The following is a 17,139-nucleotide window of genomic DNA, read 5'->3' on the forward strand; positions in this document are numbered from 1 at the left end:
CAGAGCCCCGCCCGCGCCGTGAGGCAACGGCCGGTACCTCGGGTTCTCCCCGGTGTTCCCGAGGCGGCAGCTCGGGAAGGAGCGCATGGTGGAGGTCGGTGAGGAGTGGGCGTATCGGGCCAGAAGCCGCGACGCGTTCAGCCGGGTCCGGGTGGAGCGGGTTGGGACGAAGCGGCCGGCGCGGGTGCTGGTGCGGTTCCTTAACGAGCAGGACGAGGGCCGGGAGGAATGGGTGCCGCCGGCCCGGCTGAAAGTGCAGTGGGACCAGATCGACGCATGGTTGTGCGAGGAGCAGCGCTGGGATGCCGTCTGCGAAGCCTCCGCGGGCGCGCTGGACACCGTGGAGCTCAGCGCCGCCGACTGGCTCCTGGAGATGCTGCTGCCGAAGGACTGCTTCGACGTCATGGACACCTCCCGCTACGGCGTGCTGCGCGTCATCGATCCAGCCGCGTTCGCCACGGCGGTCGGAATCCATCCGACTGACCTGGCCACCGCGCCTGGCTACGTCATGGACTCCGGGACGGTCATCGTGCCATGGCCAGGTCTGCTCGCCACGGCACAGAAACTGGCCGAACAGCACGCCGACCGGTTGCTGGAGGAAATGCACCGCGACGACGAACGTGCCGACCTCGAGGCGATCCGCGGCCGGTTCTATCCGGGGCGCGACGGCGGCCGGCATGTCTCGGCCGATGTGTGCGCAGATGTGGACGCCACGGTGTTCCGGCCGCGACGCGACATGATCCGGCGGTGGTGCGGCGCCGCGCCACGGGAACGTCTCGACGAACTGGTCGCGCTGCGGGCCGAGGTGCTGCGCCTCGGTGACCTCATCGCCGAGGCCGTCACCGAGCTGCGGCAGGCCGGCCGGGTTCGTCAGGCCAACGATCTCGAGCGGCGGCTCGGCATCCCGATCGCGCAGCTCAGCCGCGCCCGCCGCCAGCGGTAGCCAGGCCGCCCGGTCGGCGCCACCGGCCGGACTACCGGGTGCTGTCCGGGCCGTACGGACTCCGCCCGTCGAGGAACGGTTTGAGCCGTTCCGGGGTCGGCTGTGCCGGCGGGTCCGGGAGCGGCGGCACGGGACGGAGTGGATCGATGCGGTCGGCGTAGCGCAGAATCCGGTCGATCCAGGCCGACCAGCCCTCGTCCGGCGGCGGAGCGGCTTCGGCCGAGGCCGTTGCAGCTGGGAGGTCGTTAATGGCGGAGGTCAGTGCACCGGCGTAGGCCCGGGCGGCCTGCGCCTGCTGCCACGCATCGACCTGCTCGCGGGCTGCTCGCTCGTAGTACGCGTCGGTGTAGGCGGTGCGGGCGGCGGACATCGCCTCCTCCCAGTCCCGGCGTCGGTCGAGGGCAGCCTGCCGGGCCGTTTCCTGCGCCTGTGCCTGGGCGACCGCACGGTGTTCGAGCTCGGCCAGCACGTGGCCGAGCCGGTCCTCGAGCCGCCACCGCTGCCGGTCGGCCCAGCGGTGACGCCGCCCCAGAAACGGCCGCTCGTCCGGAACCTCGATCACCAGACGGCCCGAAGGCACCTGCCTGCGTTCCGGGACGATCCGCTGCCACGCATACACCTTCCGCTCCGCCAGCTCGTCGCCGTCAGGCAGATAGTCGATCGTGTCGTCTTCCTCCGACACCGTCACTGGCACGTGGAACCCGCCGGCGCTGAACCGCAACCCCGGCTTCGGGCCGCCCGCCAGGTCGACGGTGTGGCCGCGCTGCCGGGCAGCCGCCGCCAACGCCTGGACCAGCCGGAGCGCGCGCGGACGCGACTCCGGCGATACCGCCAGGACGGCGGGCTTCGCATCCAACGCCCGCACCAGCGGGTGCGCGAGATCCAGGTCCTCGGGAACTGGCACCACCGGCCGATCCGGCGTCGGCGCCGCCGCGGGATCCGTGGCGTGCAGCTCGATCAGCAGGTCGCCGTGGTCCCGGCCGCGGTGACGGAGCCGGTACCCGTCCGGCACCAGTCGGCGTTGCATCGCCGCGAAGATGGTCCGCCGCCACGCCGCCCGGACCGACACCGGCGGGTCCGCCACCCGCAGTAATCCCTCCCGCTGCAGCCGCTCGACCATGGCCTCCGGGGACGGGACGATCGTCCCGTCCGCACGGCCGTGCCCGTCCTGCTCGACGTCCGGCAGCAGCGCGAGCAGCCGCTCCCGGACCGCCGGCCCGACCGGCCCAGACTCCAACAGCTCCTCGATCCGCCCCAGGATCGCGTCCTCCGGACGCGGGCGGACCCGGGCCGCGCGCTGACCGTCCGTCGGGCCGGACGCGGGTCGCAGCAGGGCGGCAAGCGCCGCCCGCTGCTCCTCACTCAGCGGCGGCGCCGCGTCGACCACCCGCCGGACGTGTTCCTGCAGCGCCTCGTCCGCGGCCGTGGCCCGCGCTGCAGCCGCCTGATCGCGCCGCAACGCCCTCGCACCGGCTGGCCGCTGCGCCAGCAGTCGCGCCCGCAGCGGCGCCACCGCGGCCGCCAGCCGCATCCGTTCGTCATCGGCCAGGGCGCCGATCGCCGCTTCGATGCGCCCGAACTCGAACCCGGTCGGCATCGGCCCACTATGGCACCCTCGCCGGTCACGCCGGCGGCTCGCGTGCCACCTGCGGCCCGCGCGGGTGGTCGATAACGGGTTTTATGTCTGCGTGCTGCGCCCCTCTACCAACGGGCGAACCAGGTGCGGAGCGGCGCCATTTTCGCGCACTGCGACCAAGGAGTGACTGCCGCCGGACGGCTAGTCTAGCGATCACCGAATCCGCAGGTCAGCCTGCCACGTGGGCCGGTAGCACGCGCTCGCGGGAGCAACCACCGAGCAACTCAAGTCCCCAATGGACAGTGGCGCGGTAGGAACCTGCAGGTCAGGTGGTGGGCCGCCAGGGACTCAAACCCTGAACCTACGGACTAAAAGACGGAGCAACCAGCACGACCGCGGCAGCGGTTGCGCAGCGCAGGAACGTGGCCTTTCGTAAATCAGATCGTGGACGTATTGGCAATCGAAAACGCACCTGCTCGTCGGCGACCGTGCCTGCTGCGGCGAGCAGGCGGGCCTGGCGCACGTCAAGGGGTAGCGCCGCCGACGCGGCGAGCGTGTGACACAGGACACTTCAAGGAACCCGTGGGGTGCTCCCCGGGAGCACGCATAGAAGTAGGCGTGAAAGCCGCTTATGACTCCCACAACCCAGAGGGTAGTTGGGGCGCAATGTTCGACTATCCTTCCCGTGTGGCTGGTCATGCCGATGATCTTCTCGACGAGATCCGCGACGAGCCGGAGCTCGTCGAGGTTGCGGAGCAGCGCGACATCGCGATGCGCCGGCTCGATGAGCAGGGCCTCATCGAGCGGATCGCGTTCGAGGCGTTGCTGAGCAGCCGCAGCGAAGGTCAGGCATATCACCAGCTCTTCGACGACCTGTGGTTATACGGGTGGCCGGTGATCAAGGCGTTCCTGCGGCTCAACCGGATGGGCCAGCTCGTACAGCGCTATTCGCCCCGGTTGTACGTGGCCGTGACGCCGGAGGACATGGTGGTACTGCACCAGTCCGAGGAGGAGCGCGACGCCCTGGCCATCGACGTCATCTCCCGAGCCGTCGAGGACTTCTACCAGCGGGCTGTGCTGGACCGCGGCTGGAAGCAGGACGGCGGCGCGTCGTTGCGCACCTGGTTCATCGGCGCGTGCGCCCTGAACTTCCCCCGGGCCTATCAGCGGTGGTCCCGGGCCCGCAGCGACCGGATCGGTGCGCTGGCCGTGCGCCACGGCCTCGACCTGGACGAGGTCGGCGCTCACCTGGCGGGCGTGGTGCCGGATCCCGAGCGCGTGGCGATCGACCGCAGCGACCTGCGAGCGATGATCGACATGGCACAGCCGACAACCAAGGTGATCCTGGGGCTCATCATGCAGGGCAAGTCCCAGGCGCAGATCGCCAACGAACTCGGACTCACGCTGCGGGCCGTGGAGGGTCGGCTGTACCGCTTCCGGCAGCGGGTCCTGAAGCGGCAACGGGCGGCGGGCATGCGTCTGCTGCTGCCCGGGGAGGCCGCGGCGTGAGCACGGTGAACATCGGCGGAGCCAGCAACCAGGGCGGCGGTGCGGCGGCTGGTGCCGGGTCGGCGGATGCGCCGAGACGATCTGCGGCGTCTCGGACTTCCGCTCCACGCACACCCTCGCGGATTCCGGCCGCGCGCCGGCAGAAGCCGCCGATGGTACGGGAGAAGCTGCCGCCGGTGAGTCAGCTGGACGCGCAGGACCGGCAGGACACCCGGGCGACGCATGACGACGAAACCCTGCGCCGCTACAAGAGCTGGCAGTGGCACAAGGTGGGCATCCAGCTGGTCCATATCGCGGGCGGGGCGGCGATCTACCTCGTGGCTGTGCTTGTCGGGCTGCTGGTGATTCCGGGGGCTACGCCGCAGATGGCGATGGGGGTCGCTGGTGCCGCCCTGGCAGTCGGCTCCGGCGCGATGGCCGTCTCGCGGTTCACCGGTCGGGGCGACCGGTCCGGGCGATCGGGGCCGCCGACTGCCTGACGGCGGCCGCGGCCCGGCTGCCGAATCGGCCATGCACGGCTCCAGCTGCAAGACCGGCGAGCAGGGCGCTCACCACCGCGACGACGAGCACCATCGTGGTCGCCGATGTGCTCGGCGTGATCCTGGCCGCCAAGGCGCCGAGCACGACGGCGGCCACGACAACGACGCCAAGCACGAGGACGGTTCCCGCAGCTGCGCGGACTTCATCGCCCGCGGCGGGCTCGCGAGACGGCTCGCGATTCGGCGTGGGCGTCGGTTCAGAGGTCTGCGCTGTCGCTGGTCCTTGTCGGCTCGATGTGCTGGAGTGCCGATCGTTGGGGTCCACACCCATGACGGTAGCGCCAGGTGGGCGACGTGTCGTTGGCTGGCACGCCTCCGCCGCCCTCGTGGCGGCCGGAGCACCCAGTGAACGCACGGCGGAACCGCGAGATGTTGGCACGCCAGCTCAAACACTCAGTCCGGATTCACGCTGCTATGTGAGCGGAAGCGGCTCGGCCGAAGCGCCGAAGCCTGGACGCTTCCATCGGAGTATGCCGCCCTGTTCTCCGACGACGAGCGTGCTCTCGCGCGTCGCCAGCTCGAAGCATACGGCTTCGATGTCGACCGCTACAGTGGTTGAACTGCTGAGATTTGAGTTGGTCCGAGGTTGCGCCTTCGTGCAATGCTGCCCGTCATGACGGTAGGCGAGCCGGTCGTGATGCAGGTGTACTGCCGCGTTGAGGTCGTGGTCGATGACCCGGTCGCGGTCGCTGAGCTGGCTGTACAACGGCTGCGGGATGCGGGCATCGACTGGTCGCGTGAGCAGGACACGGTTGAGGACGCTGCGGCCGAGCTGCGCGGGGACTTGGCGCAGGCGTTGGCCAGCGTAGTTGATCCAGAGCGGATGCTGGCCGACGTACCGGGTGTGGAGGTACGCCGTGGACGGTGGTGGGCCGAGCGCGGGGGTCCCTCGGCCCGGTTCGCGCCCGGCTTCGCGGCAGCGGGGTAGCTGAACAGGCGTGTGGCTGGTTACGGCGGCTGCGGGCCAAGGGTCAGGCCGGTCTGGGCGAGGAAGCCGTTGATGAGGTCCGGTCGGTACTGGATCTGCCTCAGCGGGTCTTCACGGCGGCGGCGAGGTTGCCCAGTCCGCGTTTCATGTGTGCCCAGACGCCTTCGACCGGGTTGAGTTCCGGGGGCGTAGGCGGGCAGCCGGACCACGGTCAGCCACCGCTGGTGCCCGTCGACGCGCGCATCACGGCGCTGACGTGCGTGTTGAGGTTGTCCCAGATCAGGATGATCGGGGCGCGTAGTTGCTGGTGCGCCCGACCCGAAGGCCGGGCGCAGCCGGTGGTCGCGTCCGTGTACGTCGCGGTCGCGACGTTGCGATCCTCGCCCGACCCGAAGGCCGGGCGCAGCCGGTGGTCGCGTCCGTGTACGTCGCGGTCGCGACGTTGCGATCCTCGCCCGACCCGAAGGCCGGGCGCAGCAGTGGCGGAATACGCCCGAGGCGTCTCAATCCACTGTTGCGATCCTCGCCCGACCCGAAGGCCGGGCGCAGCTGGTTTCGAGATGCCGTTGACGGCCCGCACGACGGTGTTGCGATCCTCGCCCGACCCGAAGGCCGGGCGCAGCCGCTGCGGCCGAGCCGGGCGACGGGTCGCCCGGTGGCCCGTTGCGATCCTCGCCCGACCCGAAGGCCGGGCGCAGCTTCAGCGCGGTGATGACCTCGATCTCGCAGTTGTCGTAGTTGCGATCCTCGCCCGACCCGAAGGCCGGGCGCAGCTCGTGCCGGACGGGCCGCCCTGAACGGAGATGCCGACGGTGTTGCGATCCTCGCCCGACCCGAAGGCCGGGCGCAGCGGCCGGGTGCCCCGACGATCCGCACCTGTTCCCGTGTGCGTTGCGATCCTCGCCCGCCCCGAAGGCCGGGCGCAGCATGGTCGTGTCCCGCGCTTTGCGGATGTCGTCGTAGTTGCGATCCTCGCCCGCCCCGAAGGCCGGGCGCAGCCTGCACGCACGGCGTCCGCCCGCGCTGGCCGAACCGGTTGCGATCCTCGCCCGCCCCGAAGACCGGGCGCAGCGCAGGGCCGCGGCGCGTTCGTCGTCGAGGATCTCTGCGTTGCGATCCTCGCCCGCCCCGAAGGCCGGGCGCAGCCCCCGTGTCGGCTGCGGTGCACCGCTTCCACACCAGGTGTTGCGATCCTCGCCCGCCCCGAAGGCCGGGCGCAGCTGTACCCGGTCCGCTGCCGGGTGTCCGTCGTGACGGAGTTGCGATCCTCGCCCGCCCCGAAGGCCGGGCGCAGCCCACCCTGTACCTGCCGAACGCGATGATCACCTACCAGTTGCGATCCTCGCCCGCCCCGAAGGCCGGGCGCAGCCGGGTCGAGCGCCAGGGCGGCCGTGCGCAGCGCGTCAGCGTTGCGATCCTCGCCCGCCCCGAAGGCCGGGCGCAGCCCCAGCACCGCGGCGACCGCCTCCTCCGCCGACGCGTTGCGATCCTCGCCCGCCCCGAAGGCCGGGCGCAGCCCGCCACATCCACACCCGGTCAACCCGGCCGTCGACGTTGCGATCCTCGCCCGCCCCGAAGGCCGGGCGCAGCCCTGTGACCTCGGTGGTCGTCTCGTACTCGGTGTGGTTGCGATCCTCGCCCGCCCCGAAGGCCGGGCGCAGCCTGGAGGTGCTCGACCGGGCCGAGGAGATCCCCCGGCTGTTGCGATCCTCGCCCGCCCCGAAGGCCGGGCGCAGCGGGCTTGGTTGCGTTCACCACAGCAGGCTATGACAGGTTGCGATCCTCGCCCGCCCCGAAGGCCGGGCGCAGCCGGCGTGCTCGCGGTCCAGCTCGCCGCGCTGGACGTGTTGCGATCCTCGCCCGCCCCGAAGGCCGGGCGCAGCTTCAACCCATCCTCGCTGCACCAGCCGGCGTCCTTGTTGCGATCCTCGCCCGCCCCGAAGGCCGGGCGCAGCTCCCGTTGGTGCTTCGCGATGATCGCCTTGTACTTCTTGTTGCGATCCTCGCCCGCCCCGAAGGCCGGGCGCAGCCGTCGCCGAACTTGCCCGGCTCCGGCACCTCAACGTCGACGTTGCGACCCTCGCCCGCCCCGAAGGCCGGGCGCAGCCCGTTGCCGACACCCACGCCCGCTCGACATGCCCGTTGCGATCCTCACCCGCCCCGAAGGCCGGGCGCAGCCTCGAGATCGTCGAACGTGCCCATTAGGCGTACAGGTTGCGATCCTCGCCCGCCCCGAAGGCCGGGCGCAGCGCAGTGCCCCGCCCCGGTCCGCGCCCTTGCTGCTCCGTTGCGCTCCTCGCCCGCCCCGAAGGCCGGGCGCAGCTCGACATCGACGAGGGCCTCGCGGTGATCACGCAGCACGCGTTGCGCTCCTCGCCCGCCCCGAAGGCCGGGCGCAGCCTTGACCTGCTTGAGCGTGGACTCGCCGGCCTTCTTGTTGCGCTCCTCGCCCGCCCCGAAGGCCGGGCGCAGCTAGCCGAGGCTCGGCTGGAGGCCGAACGGGTAGACGTTGCGCTCCTCGCCCGCCCCGAAGGCCGGGCGCAGCCTTTCCCCAGCAGGCAGGATAGTCGGATGCTGATACGGCCGCCAGCTGTTCGATGGCCCGATTTGCGTGGTCGATCCGGATTTTGCGGTTAGGAACCTCCGGTGTTTGGAGTGTGAGCCTGGGGTTCCTAGATCACGAAACGCTGCCGGTGCGGATCGCTATCATCCCGGTGTGCCAGCCGCCGACGGCTGCGGGGCCGATGCTCTGGGGATCGTGTCTGGAGCGGCTGCCTAGCGTTGTGTGTGGTTAGTGTCGGCGTCGATTCCGGTCGTTTAGGAAGGATTCCGCGTGTCTGGAACGGCGTCTCTGTGGGCGCATAGCCCCGCTCCGAGTGGCACCCGTTGGCATGCCTTGCGCGACCATTTGCGTGGGACAGCCGATTTGGCGAGACGCTTCGCGGCGCCGTTCGGTGGCGGAGACGTGGCGTATTGGCTCGGGGCGCTGCACGATGTGGGAAAGGCTGGATGCGACTGGCAGGGGAAGTTGAAGGCGGTCGCTGGTACCGACCAGCCGGTTGGTATCGACCATAAGGCGTTGGGTACTCGTCTTGCGTCGGAGCGCGGCTTAGGTCGTTTGGCCGTTGCGATCTATGGCCACCATGGTGGGCTAGTCGACGTTTCTGATCTTGGTGCAGCCGTGAAGGGACGTCTGGCGAAGAACCGGGGGAACGTGGCGTCCGCTGAGCAGGCGTTGTCGCAGCTACTTCCGGACCTGCCGCCGAGTCTCGCGGGGCTGGTCCCGGCATCGTGGCGGCAGGATACGCGGGTCGGTGAGATGGCCGTTCGTCTGTGTTTCAGCGCCTTGGTGGATGCCGACAGCCTGGACACCAGCGCCCATTTCCAAGGGTTGGCGGAGCCGCGAGTTCGTGACGTTGTCGACTTCGGCTACCTCTATGACTTGTTCGAGCGGCGGCGGGGCGAGGCCGTGACAGGGCGAGGAACCGCATCGATCGGTTCGGTGCGGGAACAGGTCTTTGCCGATTGCGTGGCCGCTGCCGGGGAGCCGTCCGGCATGTTCCGGCTGGGCGCCCCGACCGGCGCAGGCAAGACCCTGGCCAGTGCCGGGTTCGCGCTGCGGCATGCGAAGGAGCGCGGCATGCGTCGGGTCATCGTGGCCGTTCCGTTTCTGACCATCACAGAGCAGAACGCCAGCGTGTATCGGGGAATGCTGGACGAGGATGGCGTGGAACCTGTCGTGCTGGAGCACCATAGCCAGGCTGACTTCGATGACGGCCTGGGCGGGCGGTGGGCGCGGCTGGCTGCGGAGAATTGGGACGCGCCGTTCGTCGTCACGACGTTTGTCCGGCTTTTCGAGTCGCTGTTTGGTCGGAAGCCTTCGACGATGCGTCGGGTGCATCGGTTGGCCAACTCGGTGATCGTGCTGGACGAGGTTCAGGCGTTGCCGCACCGGATGCTCGCGCCGATTCTCGACGGACTGCGGCTGCTGGTGGAGCATTTCGGCACGACAGTGCTGCTGTCATCGGCGACGCAGCCGGAGTTCTGGGCACTGAACGAGTTCAGCGACCTGCCGGTCACGGACCTGATTCGGGATACGCCGAAGCTCGTCAACGACCTGCGGCGCGTCCGGTTCGAGTGGCAGCTGGAGCCGAAACCGACGCTGGTGGAAATCGCCGCGCAAGCCGCGGTGGACGGGTCCGCCCTGGTGGTCACCAACACGACCGCAGACGCCAAGACTGTGTTCGATCACTGGCGTGATACCGAACCGGAGGATGTGGCATGGCATCTGTCCACCCGCATGTGCCCGGATCATCGGCGGCGGGTGCTCGAGCAGGTGCGGCAGCGCCTTCAGGACGGCCAACGTGTGCTGCTCGTGTCGACCCAGCTCATCGAAGCGGGTGTTGATGTCGATTTCCCTGTGGTGTTCCGTGCGCAGGCGCCGGCCGACTCGTTGCTTCAGGCGGCTGGGCGCGCCAACAGGGAGGGACGCCTGGCCAGCGGTCGCGTAGTTGTCTTCGCGCCGGCTGACGGTGGTCAGCCCCCGGCGTACAAGACACTGGTTGACTGCACAAGACGGCATTTCGGTCCAGACAGGAGCGATCCTGACAACCCGAATACTCTGCCGGGCTACTACACGGACGTGTATGACGCGTTGAACCTTGACGATGGCCGTCATGTCGGTCAGCAGATCCAGCAGGCTCGGGCCCGGTGGGCGTTTCAGACGGTGACCGACGGCCCGCTGGACGGCAGTACCGGTCGCCGGGATCCGAAGCTGGCGTTCCGGATGATCGACGACGAGGGCATCTCCGTAGTCACCCCACAGGGCGCCGAGACGCCGGAGCAGCAGCGAGACCTCGAGGACCTGATTGAACGACTGCGACGCGATCCGGTTCCGGACATGGCGCAGCTGCGTCGGCTCCAGCCGTACACCACGAACGTCCACCCGAGCGTGTTGCGATCGGCTGGCGTCAGTGCCTTGATGCGGCCGCTTTTCGGTATCGAGGTGCGTCGCGGCGCGCTCGTCGAGTGGTGTGGCGGATACGACCGCCACACCGGCATCGACCTTGATCCCAGATTCGAGGATTTCGTCTTGTAGCCAGCCCGGTGGGCCGCGTCGGTCGCGACCGGTCTGCCGCGGTACTGCCCTGATCAGGCCATGAACCAATGCAAGGCGCCAGCTGCCGCGATAGCTGCCGGTCTGGGTCTTGGCTGCTCTTTCGCCCTGTCGGCGGCTTGGCTGGCGGGTGCGAGGCTGCGCCGTTGTCAGGTGGCGAGGATCGCAACATGCGGGCTGGGCGAGGGCCGCGGTAGCCGGAATGCCGTGGGCCGGATGTCGTCCGGCCCACGACGAGCGGTTCGTGGGAACTGAACTCGGGGAGGTTGACCGGTTCAAGCATCTCTGGCTGACTGGAATACCGCTGTTGGCTCGCGTCGACCAGTACGCAGGTCGCCTTGTATGGGCGGTCATGTGCAACCCGGTTGGTGCAAGCGGATACGGCCGGCAACTGTCGATCATTAGTTCGGCGGACGGAAAAGTGTCGTACCGCTGGTCCATGATGGGCGCCGGATGCGACCGGTGGATCGTCGGAGCGGCGCGCAGTCCGACACTGCGGGCGCGCTTCGTGATCTTGATGGAGGGAATGATGTCGTGACGGCGGATGTGGTCAATGGTTTGACCCTGCGTCGTAGTGCTGACGGGGATCTTCCGGTAGTTGTGCAGGTCAGTGGCGAGGCCGCATTGTTTTCCCGGCCGGAGTTGAAGGTTGAGCGGGTCAGCTATCCGGTGATGACGCCGTCGGCTGCCGTTGGGGTGCTTGAATCGATCTTCTGGAAGCCGGAGATTCGCTACCAGATCGTGGCGATCGAGGTGCTCAAGCCGGTCCGGCAGTTCACCGTCCGTCGGAACGAAACCTCGGATGTGGCGCCGCTGGCCGAGGCGATCAAGGGAACCCGGCGGGTGGACACGGCCGCGGCCCGCGATCAGCGCAACGCTGTCTGTCTGCGCGATGTGGCCTACCGGATTCATGCGCACATTGAGCTCGCCGCGCATGCCGACAAGCCTGTTGCGGCGTATCGGGATCAGCTGCGCCGCCGGGTCCGCAAGGGCGCCTGTTTCCAGCGGCCGTACCTCGGCACCCGGGAGTTCAGCGCCGACTTCGGCTGGCCGGATGACACGCTGCGCTGCGAGGCGGTCAACGATCAGGTCGGCATCATGCTGCACTCGATCCACCGGGATGGGCGAGACGGGCGTCCGCGGATGGAGTGGTTCGCCGCCCGTATCGAGGCCGGCGTGCTGTATGTGCCCGAGCGCGGGATCGAGCTCGCGCTGCCGGAAGACCAGGTGGTCTAGTGCTGCTGCAACGACTGGTCGAGTATGCCGACACCAGCGACGAGGTCATCCCGCCGTTCTACGCCTACAAGCCGGTGCGCTGGATCCTCAACATCGACGCGGACGGCGTCGCGGATGGGGACTTGACCGATACGGCCGAACGGTCCGACCCGCAGCGCAGGTTCGGCACGCCGCACCTGGTGCCGGCGGTCACCCGCACGGTCGCGATCGCGCCGGTACTCGCGGTCGACAACGGCGAGTATCTGTTCGGGTGGGTCACTGACGGCGCGAAGCCGGATCGAGTGGCCAAGCAGCACGACGCGTTTCGTGACCTGATCAAGCGGTGGGCGGCGGCGGAGCCGGACGGCCCTGGGCCTGCCATCGTCGCGTTCTACCACAACGGTCACGACCGCAGGGTCGAGCAGCCGCCTGGTTGGAGTCGCGGTGACCTGATTCGCTTCCGGGTAGCTGGCCGGGACGCGGCCACCACCGACGCCGCTCAGCGATTCTGGGCCACGGTGGCCGGGGACCGGAAGAACTCCGGCAGCAGCGGCCTGTGCCTGGTCTGCGGTCGGACGCAGCCGCTGCTGAAGACGATTCCGCAGCAGATCCCGCAACGCTGGCTGCCCGGGGCCACACAGGGGGCGTCGCTGGTCAGTGTCAACGAGGCCGTACACGGCTACGAGCTGCAGAAGTTTCTAGCTCACACGCCAATCTGCGCAGGCTGCGGCCTGAAGTTCATGACTGCGCTCACCGGCCTGCTCGCTGACCCGCGGCACAGCACCACCCTGTCCGGGCAGAACGCCCGGCTGGCGTGGTGGGTGCTGGGCGGATCCACCTTCGACCCGTGGGCTGCGCTCGACCAGCCGGACGCGGCCGTCATCCAGCGGTTGATCGCCGGGCCGGCCACCGGCTCGGCCACGAGCGTGGACGAGCTGTCCACCTACTGCGCGGTGACGGTCGGGGGCAACGTGGCCCGGGTGATGGTCCGTGACTGGGTCGAGCAGCCACTGCCCAGGATCCAAGGCAACATCGCCGCCTGGTTCCTCGACTGCGCGATCGTCGATGACCGCACCGGCGAGCTGGTCCACCCGCGTATCTCGCACCTCGCCCGGGTGGCCGGCCGCTGGGAGGGTGGCCGTGACGGGGCCAACGGCACTTGGACGAAGTTCGGCGCGTCCGGTGAGGACCGGCCCCCGGACACCTTCCACGACCTGCTCGGTGCCGCCCTCCTGCACCGGCCGCTACCGCCGAAACTGCTCAACCACCTCATCCACCGCATCCGCGCGGACGGACGGCTCGACGCCGCCCGTGCCGGTCTGATCCGGCTCGGGCTACGCCGCCACCCGGGCCTGTCCGACCGTGACCGAGAAAGGCTGACACCGACCTTGCACGTGGACAACACCCAGCCGGCCTACATCTCCGGTCGGATCTTCGCCGTCCTGGACGACCTGCAACGCACCGTCTCCCGGGTGGCCGATCAGAAGCTGAACACCACCTTCGCCGAACGCTACTTCGCCCGGGCCGTCGACAACCCCCGTGTCGTGCTGGTTTCCGGCCGACGTACCGCCACCGCCTGGCTCAAACGGCTGCGTGGACCGCTGCGTCGGCCGGGCTGGGCTGTCGCGTACGAGCGGCGCCTCGACGACCTCTTCACGCACCTCGACACGATCCCCGGCACGGCGGTACTGACCGACAAGGCCCAGTTCATCCTCGGCTACCACCAGCAACGGGCAGCCCTGCGCACCGAGCGTAGCGCCGCAGCCGCCAAGCAGACCGACACCGACCTGCCGCCAGAGCCCGATGAGCAGCCGCAGACGTCCGACGAAGGAGACGAGGCATGACCGCCGCCCACCTGGACCCGACCCGACGCCACGACGCGGTCCTGCTCTTTGATGTTGCCGACGGCAATCCCAACGGCGATCCGGACGCGGCCAACCAGCCGCGCACTGACGACGAGACCGGCCAGGGCCTGGTCACCGACGTGGCGATCAAACGCAAGATTCGCGACACGGTGTCACTCCTGCGCGGCGACGACGAACGCTACGGCATCTTCGTCGAGGCCGGTCACGCGCTCAACACCCGGATCGAGGCCGCGCTCAAAGCCAACCCCGGAAAGACGGACGAGGCACAGCAGTGGCTGTGCCAGCACTACTTCGACATTCGGATGTTCGGCGGCGTACTCAGCACCGGCAAGAGCGGCGGCGCCGGCCAGGTCCGAGGCCCTCTGCAGCTCACCTTCGCCCGAAGCATCGACCCCGTCCTGCCGACCGACCACACCATTACCCGGGTCACCCAGACCCGCCAGGAAGATGTCGACAAAGGCGAACGCACCGAAATCGGATCGAAGTGGACTGTCCCCTACGGCCTGTACCGGGCGCACGCGTTCTTCTCCGCCCCGCGCGCCGGCAAAACCGGCGTGACCAGCGACGACCTTGCGGTGCTGTGGCAGGCCGTCAGCGTCATGTTCGACCACGACCGGGCCGCCACCAGAGGCGAGATGAAGCTCTGCGGGCTCTACGTGTTCAGCCACCGCGACGCACTGGGGGTCGCGCCCTCCGCCGCCCTCACCCGACGGCTTAGCCTCACCCGCGTCGACCCGGACAAGGCGCCGCGCACCCACACCGACTACACCCGGGTCTGGGACGCGTCACCGCTGCCCGACGGCGTGGAACTGACCAAGCTGGTCGACCTCTGGCCATGACCGAGGACGCACGAGCGGACAGCGGCGTGCAGGAGGTGCCGCTGTCCGCCCTCGAACATGTCGCGTACTGCCAACGGCAGACCGCCTTGATCCATGTCGAGGGCGTCTGGTCGGAGAACGTGGAAACGGTCCGCGGCGACCTCAGCCACACCGCCGTCGACCTGCCCGGCATCCAACGTCGCCGAGGCCTCACCACCATCCGCTCCCTACCGGTATGGAGCGAGATCCACGGCCTGCGCGGCATCTGCGACGTGGTCGAGTTCGAACACCACACCGCCACACCGGTCGAGTACAAGGTCGGCCGCTACCAGCCCGGCGGCCCCGCCGAGCTGCAACTCGGCGGGCAGGCGCTCTGCCTGATCGAAGCCGGATTCGACGTGCCGACCGGCTACATCTACTCGGTCGCCGAACGCCGCCGCCACCCCGTACCCATCACTGCCGACCTGCTCGACGCGGTAATCAGCGCTACCGCTGCGGTCCGGGCGCTCCTGGCCGCCGCGACACTGCCGGCGGCACGCAACGACACCCGATGCCGCAAATGCTCACTGCGGGACGACTGCCTCCCCGAACTGACCGACGGACGCCGCCAAGTCACACCTGACCTGCTAACCCCGCGACCGCTGGGAGCGTGGAGTGACTGAACTACTCAACACCCTCTACGTGCAGACGCCGGGCACCAGCCTCCACCTCGACGGCGATACCGTCCGGGTCTTCCACCCCGACCAGACCGGCCGCCACCTCCTGCCGCTCGTCCGCCTCGACCACCTGGTCCTCTTCACCGGCGTCACCCCCACCGACGACCTCCTGCTCCGCTGCGCCGACGACGGCCGGTCCGTCAGCTGGCTGACCAGCAGCGGCCGGTTCCGGGCACGGCTCGTCGGCCCCACCACCGGCAACCCGCTGCTGCGCCAAGCCCAATACCGCGCCGCCGACTCCCCGGACCAGAGGCTCCACCTGTCCACCGCCATGGTCGCCGGGAAAATCCACAACGCCCGCCAGGTCCTGCTCCGCACCGCCCGAGACACGTCCGGACACCGCCAGACCACCCTGCGAGCCAGCGCCGACCTCCTCGCAACACGCCTCACACTGCTCGGCGACGCCGCCGACACCAACGCAGTCCTCGGCGTCGAGGGCATCGCCGCCCGCGACTACTTCGCCGCGATGCCCAACCTGCTGACCAACCCCACGGAGTGGAACGCGTCCGGACGTACCAAACGTCCACCCACCGACCCGCTCAACTGCCTGCTGTCGTTCCTCTACGGGATGCTGCGCATCTCCGTACACGGCGCCCTGGAACAGGTCGGACTCGACCCGTACATCGGCCTCCTGCACGCCGTACGCCCAGGTAAGCCGGCCCTCGCCCTGGACCTGATGGAAGAATTCCGGCCGCTGCTGGCCGACCGGCTCGCGCTCACCATGCTCAATCGCCGCGAACTTGCTCGCACCGACTTCGAACAGCTGCCCAATGGCGGCTACCGACTCACCGAAACGGGCCGCAAAACCGTCCTCGGGGCATGGCAGCACAGCCGCCGGCGGGACTGGCGCCACGCCCAGCTCAACCGAGACGTACCAGCAGCGTTACTGCCCCTGGTCCAGGCTCGCCTCCTCGCCCGCCACCTGCGCGGCGATCTGGACACCTACCAGCCGTGGACCGTGAACTGACCATGGACCTGCTCGTCACCTACGACGTCGAAACCGTCACCCCGCAAGGCCAACGCCGCCTGCGCAAGGTCGCGAAAATCTGCGAGGCGTACGGGCACCGCGTACAGAAGTCAGTCTTCGAGGTCGTCTGCCGAGAGACCGACAAGCTCCGGCTGGTCGCCGCGCTGAACGCCGCCATCGACCCGCTGCAGGACAGCATCCGCATCTACCGGTTGCCGGCCAACGCCCTCGACGATGTCGAACACCTCGGCAAACCCCGCGATGTCGATCCGCGAGGACCACTTGTGATCTAGGAACCCCCAGTCCGCACCGAAACGCGGACGGTTCCGAACCAAAGAATCTGGATATGATCGACAAAACGGATCGCAAGCAAGCGACACGATAATCGTCGCCTGCCTATTTTCCCTGCTCGCAATCCGCTGCGCCCGGCCTTCGGGTCGGGCGAGGATCGCAACGGTGGTAAGGCCGGCTCGCCGAGCTCGCGCAGGATGTGCTGCGCCCGGCCTTCGGGTCGGGCGAGGATCGCAACTTGGCCTGCGCCACGGCGCCGGCCAGATCTGTGCGCAGCTGCGCCCGGCCTTCGGGTCGGGCGAGGATCGCAACGGGCGCGGGCCGCGCCGGCATCCGCTGCTCCGCCGTCGCCGCTGCGCCCGGCCTTCGGGTCGGGCGAGGATCGCAACGTGGCCCCGCCGAGGGTCATCGCCGCGGCCATCATGTAGCTGCGCCCGGCCTTCGGGTCGGGCGAGGATCGCAACAGCAGCGATGAGTACCAGCTGGTGATGGAGCTTGCCGGCTGCGCCCGGCCTTCGGATCGGGCGAGGATCGCAACACCGGCAGCCAGGCGGCCGCCGACGCCCGGGTCCGCTACGGCTGCGCCCGGCCTTCGGGTCGGGCGAGGATCGCAACAGCTCCTTGATCTCGGTTTCGGAGCGGGCCCGGTCCTCAGC

The 17,139-nt window shown here is 69.3% G+C and carries 13 protein-coding genes and 2 CRISPR repeat arrays (1 of these 15 cut by a window edge); of the genes, 12 read left to right on the top strand and 1 reads right to left on the bottom strand.

Translation table 11 applies throughout. From position 1 onward, the window contains the following. Window positions 1–232 precede the first annotated feature (232 nt). Window positions 233–943 (top strand): hypothetical protein, encoded by a 711-nt coding sequence (locus ABD352_RS12310; RefSeq protein ID WP_344612438.1) that lies wholly within the window; start codon window positions 233–235, stop codon window positions 941–943. A 31-nt stretch (window positions 944–974) separates the two neighbouring features. On the opposite strand, the gene ABD352_RS12315 is transcribed toward ABD352_RS12310, so the two are convergent. Beyond that, window positions 975–2,540, bottom strand: coding sequence for a hypothetical protein (locus ABD352_RS12315; RefSeq protein WP_344612439.1), 1,566 nt, complete (start codon window positions 2,538–2,540; stop codon window positions 975–977). 666 nt (window positions 2,541–3,206) lie between these two features. Between ABD352_RS12315 and ABD352_RS12320 the strand changes: the two genes are divergently transcribed. The 11 genes from ABD352_RS12320 to cas2 all read left to right on the top strand — a co-directional run bounded on the left by ABD352_RS12320 (window position 3,207) and on the right by cas2 (window position 16,485). Beyond that, a complete protein-coding gene (locus tag ABD352_RS12320; RefSeq protein WP_344612440.1) occupies window positions 3,207–4,028 on the top strand; it encodes an RNA polymerase sigma factor in 822 nt (273 codons plus the stop codon). A gap of 152 nt (window positions 4,029–4,180) precedes the next feature. Then, complete coding sequence (locus ABD352_RS12325; protein WP_344612441.1) at window positions 4,181–4,507, top strand: hypothetical protein; 327 nt, start codon at window positions 4,181–4,183, stop codon at window positions 4,505–4,507. A gap of 673 nt (window positions 4,508–5,180) precedes the next feature. Further along, window positions 5,181–5,495 (top strand): hypothetical protein, encoded by a 315-nt coding sequence (locus ABD352_RS12330; protein WP_344612442.1) that lies wholly within the window; start codon window positions 5,181–5,183, stop codon window positions 5,493–5,495. Between the two features lie 370 nt (window positions 5,496–5,865). Further along, a CRISPR array of direct repeats spans window positions 5,866–8,040; the repeat unit is 37 nt; unit sequence GTTGCGATCCTCGCCCGACCCGAAGGCCGGGCGCAGC. 288 nt (window positions 8,041–8,328) lie between these two features. Then, a complete protein-coding gene (gene cas3 / locus ABD352_RS12335) occupies window positions 8,329–10,593 on the top strand; it encodes a CRISPR-associated helicase Cas3' (RefSeq protein WP_344612443.1) in 2,265 nt (754 codons plus the stop codon). 262 nt (window positions 10,594–10,855) lie between these two features. Then, complete coding sequence (locus ABD352_RS12340) at window positions 10,856–11,149, top strand: hypothetical protein (protein ID WP_344612444.1); 294 nt, start codon at window positions 10,856–10,858, stop codon at window positions 11,147–11,149. A gap of 8 nt (window positions 11,150–11,157) precedes the next feature. Continuing rightward, window positions 11,158–11,847 carry a type I-C CRISPR-associated protein Cas5c gene (gene cas5c / locus ABD352_RS12345; protein ID WP_344612582.1) on the top strand — a complete coding sequence of 230 codons (690 nt, stop codon included), beginning with the start codon at window positions 11,158–11,160 and terminating at the stop codon, window positions 11,845–11,847. After that, a complete protein-coding gene (gene cas8c, locus ABD352_RS12350) occupies window positions 11,847–13,670 on the top strand; it encodes a type I-C CRISPR-associated protein Cas8c/Csd1 (protein WP_344612445.1) in 1,824 nt (607 codons plus the stop codon). Before cas5c ends, cas8c begins: the two co-directional genes overlap by 1 nt. Beyond that, the gene (gene cas7c / locus ABD352_RS12355) at window positions 13,667–14,530 is read left to right on the top strand and encodes a type I-C CRISPR-associated protein Cas7/Csd2 (protein ID WP_344612446.1); all 864 of its coding nucleotides are present in this window, start codon (window positions 13,667–13,669) and stop codon (window positions 14,528–14,530) included. The genes cas8c and cas7c overlap by 4 nt, the downstream gene beginning before the upstream one ends. Further along, window positions 14,527–15,171 carry a CRISPR-associated protein Cas4 gene (gene cas4, locus ABD352_RS12360; protein WP_344612447.1) on the top strand — a complete coding sequence of 215 codons (645 nt, stop codon included), beginning with the start codon at window positions 14,527–14,529 and terminating at the stop codon, window positions 15,169–15,171. The genes cas7c and cas4 overlap by 4 nt, the downstream gene beginning before the upstream one ends. Beyond that, the gene (gene cas1c, locus ABD352_RS12365; RefSeq protein WP_344612448.1) at window positions 15,164–16,192 is read left to right on the top strand and encodes a type I-C CRISPR-associated endonuclease Cas1c; all 1,029 of its coding nucleotides are present in this window, start codon (window positions 15,164–15,166) and stop codon (window positions 16,190–16,192) included. Before cas4 ends, cas1c begins: the two co-directional genes overlap by 8 nt. Continuing rightward, window positions 16,177–16,485: a CRISPR-associated endonuclease Cas2 gene (gene cas2, locus ABD352_RS12370; protein ID WP_425553527.1), complete on the top strand. Its 309-nt coding sequence runs from the start codon at window positions 16,177–16,179 to the stop codon at window positions 16,483–16,485. The genes cas1c and cas2 overlap by 16 nt, the downstream gene beginning before the upstream one ends. A gap of 125 nt (window positions 16,486–16,610) precedes the next feature. After that, window positions 16,611–17,139: a CRISPR direct-repeat array (repeat unit 37 nt; unit sequence GCTGCGCCCGGCCTTCGGGTCGGGCGAGGATCGCAAC) (it continues 1,309 nt past the right edge of the window).

The organism is Dactylosporangium salmoneum (assembly GCF_039532525.1).
Lineage (GTDB): Bacteria > Actinomycetota > Actinomycetes > Mycobacteriales > Micromonosporaceae > Dactylosporangium > Dactylosporangium salmoneum.

Bases quoted from the DNA above. Each gene is read 5' to 3' on its own strand.
- ABD352_RS12315 (WP_344612439.1), bottom strand. From the start codon at position 2,540: ATGCCGACCGGGTTCGAGTTCGGGCGCATCGAAGCGGCGATCGGCGCC.
- ABD352_RS12325 (WP_344612441.1), top strand. From the start codon at position 4,181: ATGGTACGGGAGAAGCTGCCGCCGGTGAGTCAGCTGGACGCGCAGGAC.
- ABD352_RS12330 (WP_344612442.1), top strand. From the start codon at position 5,181: ATGACGGTAGGCGAGCCGGTCGTGATGCAGGTGTACTGCCGCGTTGAG.
- cas7c (WP_344612446.1), top strand. From the start codon at position 13,667: ATGACCGCCGCCCACCTGGACCCGACCCGACGCCACGACGCGGTCCTG.
- cas4 (WP_344612447.1), top strand. From the start codon at position 14,527: ATGACCGAGGACGCACGAGCGGACAGCGGCGTGCAGGAGGTGCCGCTG.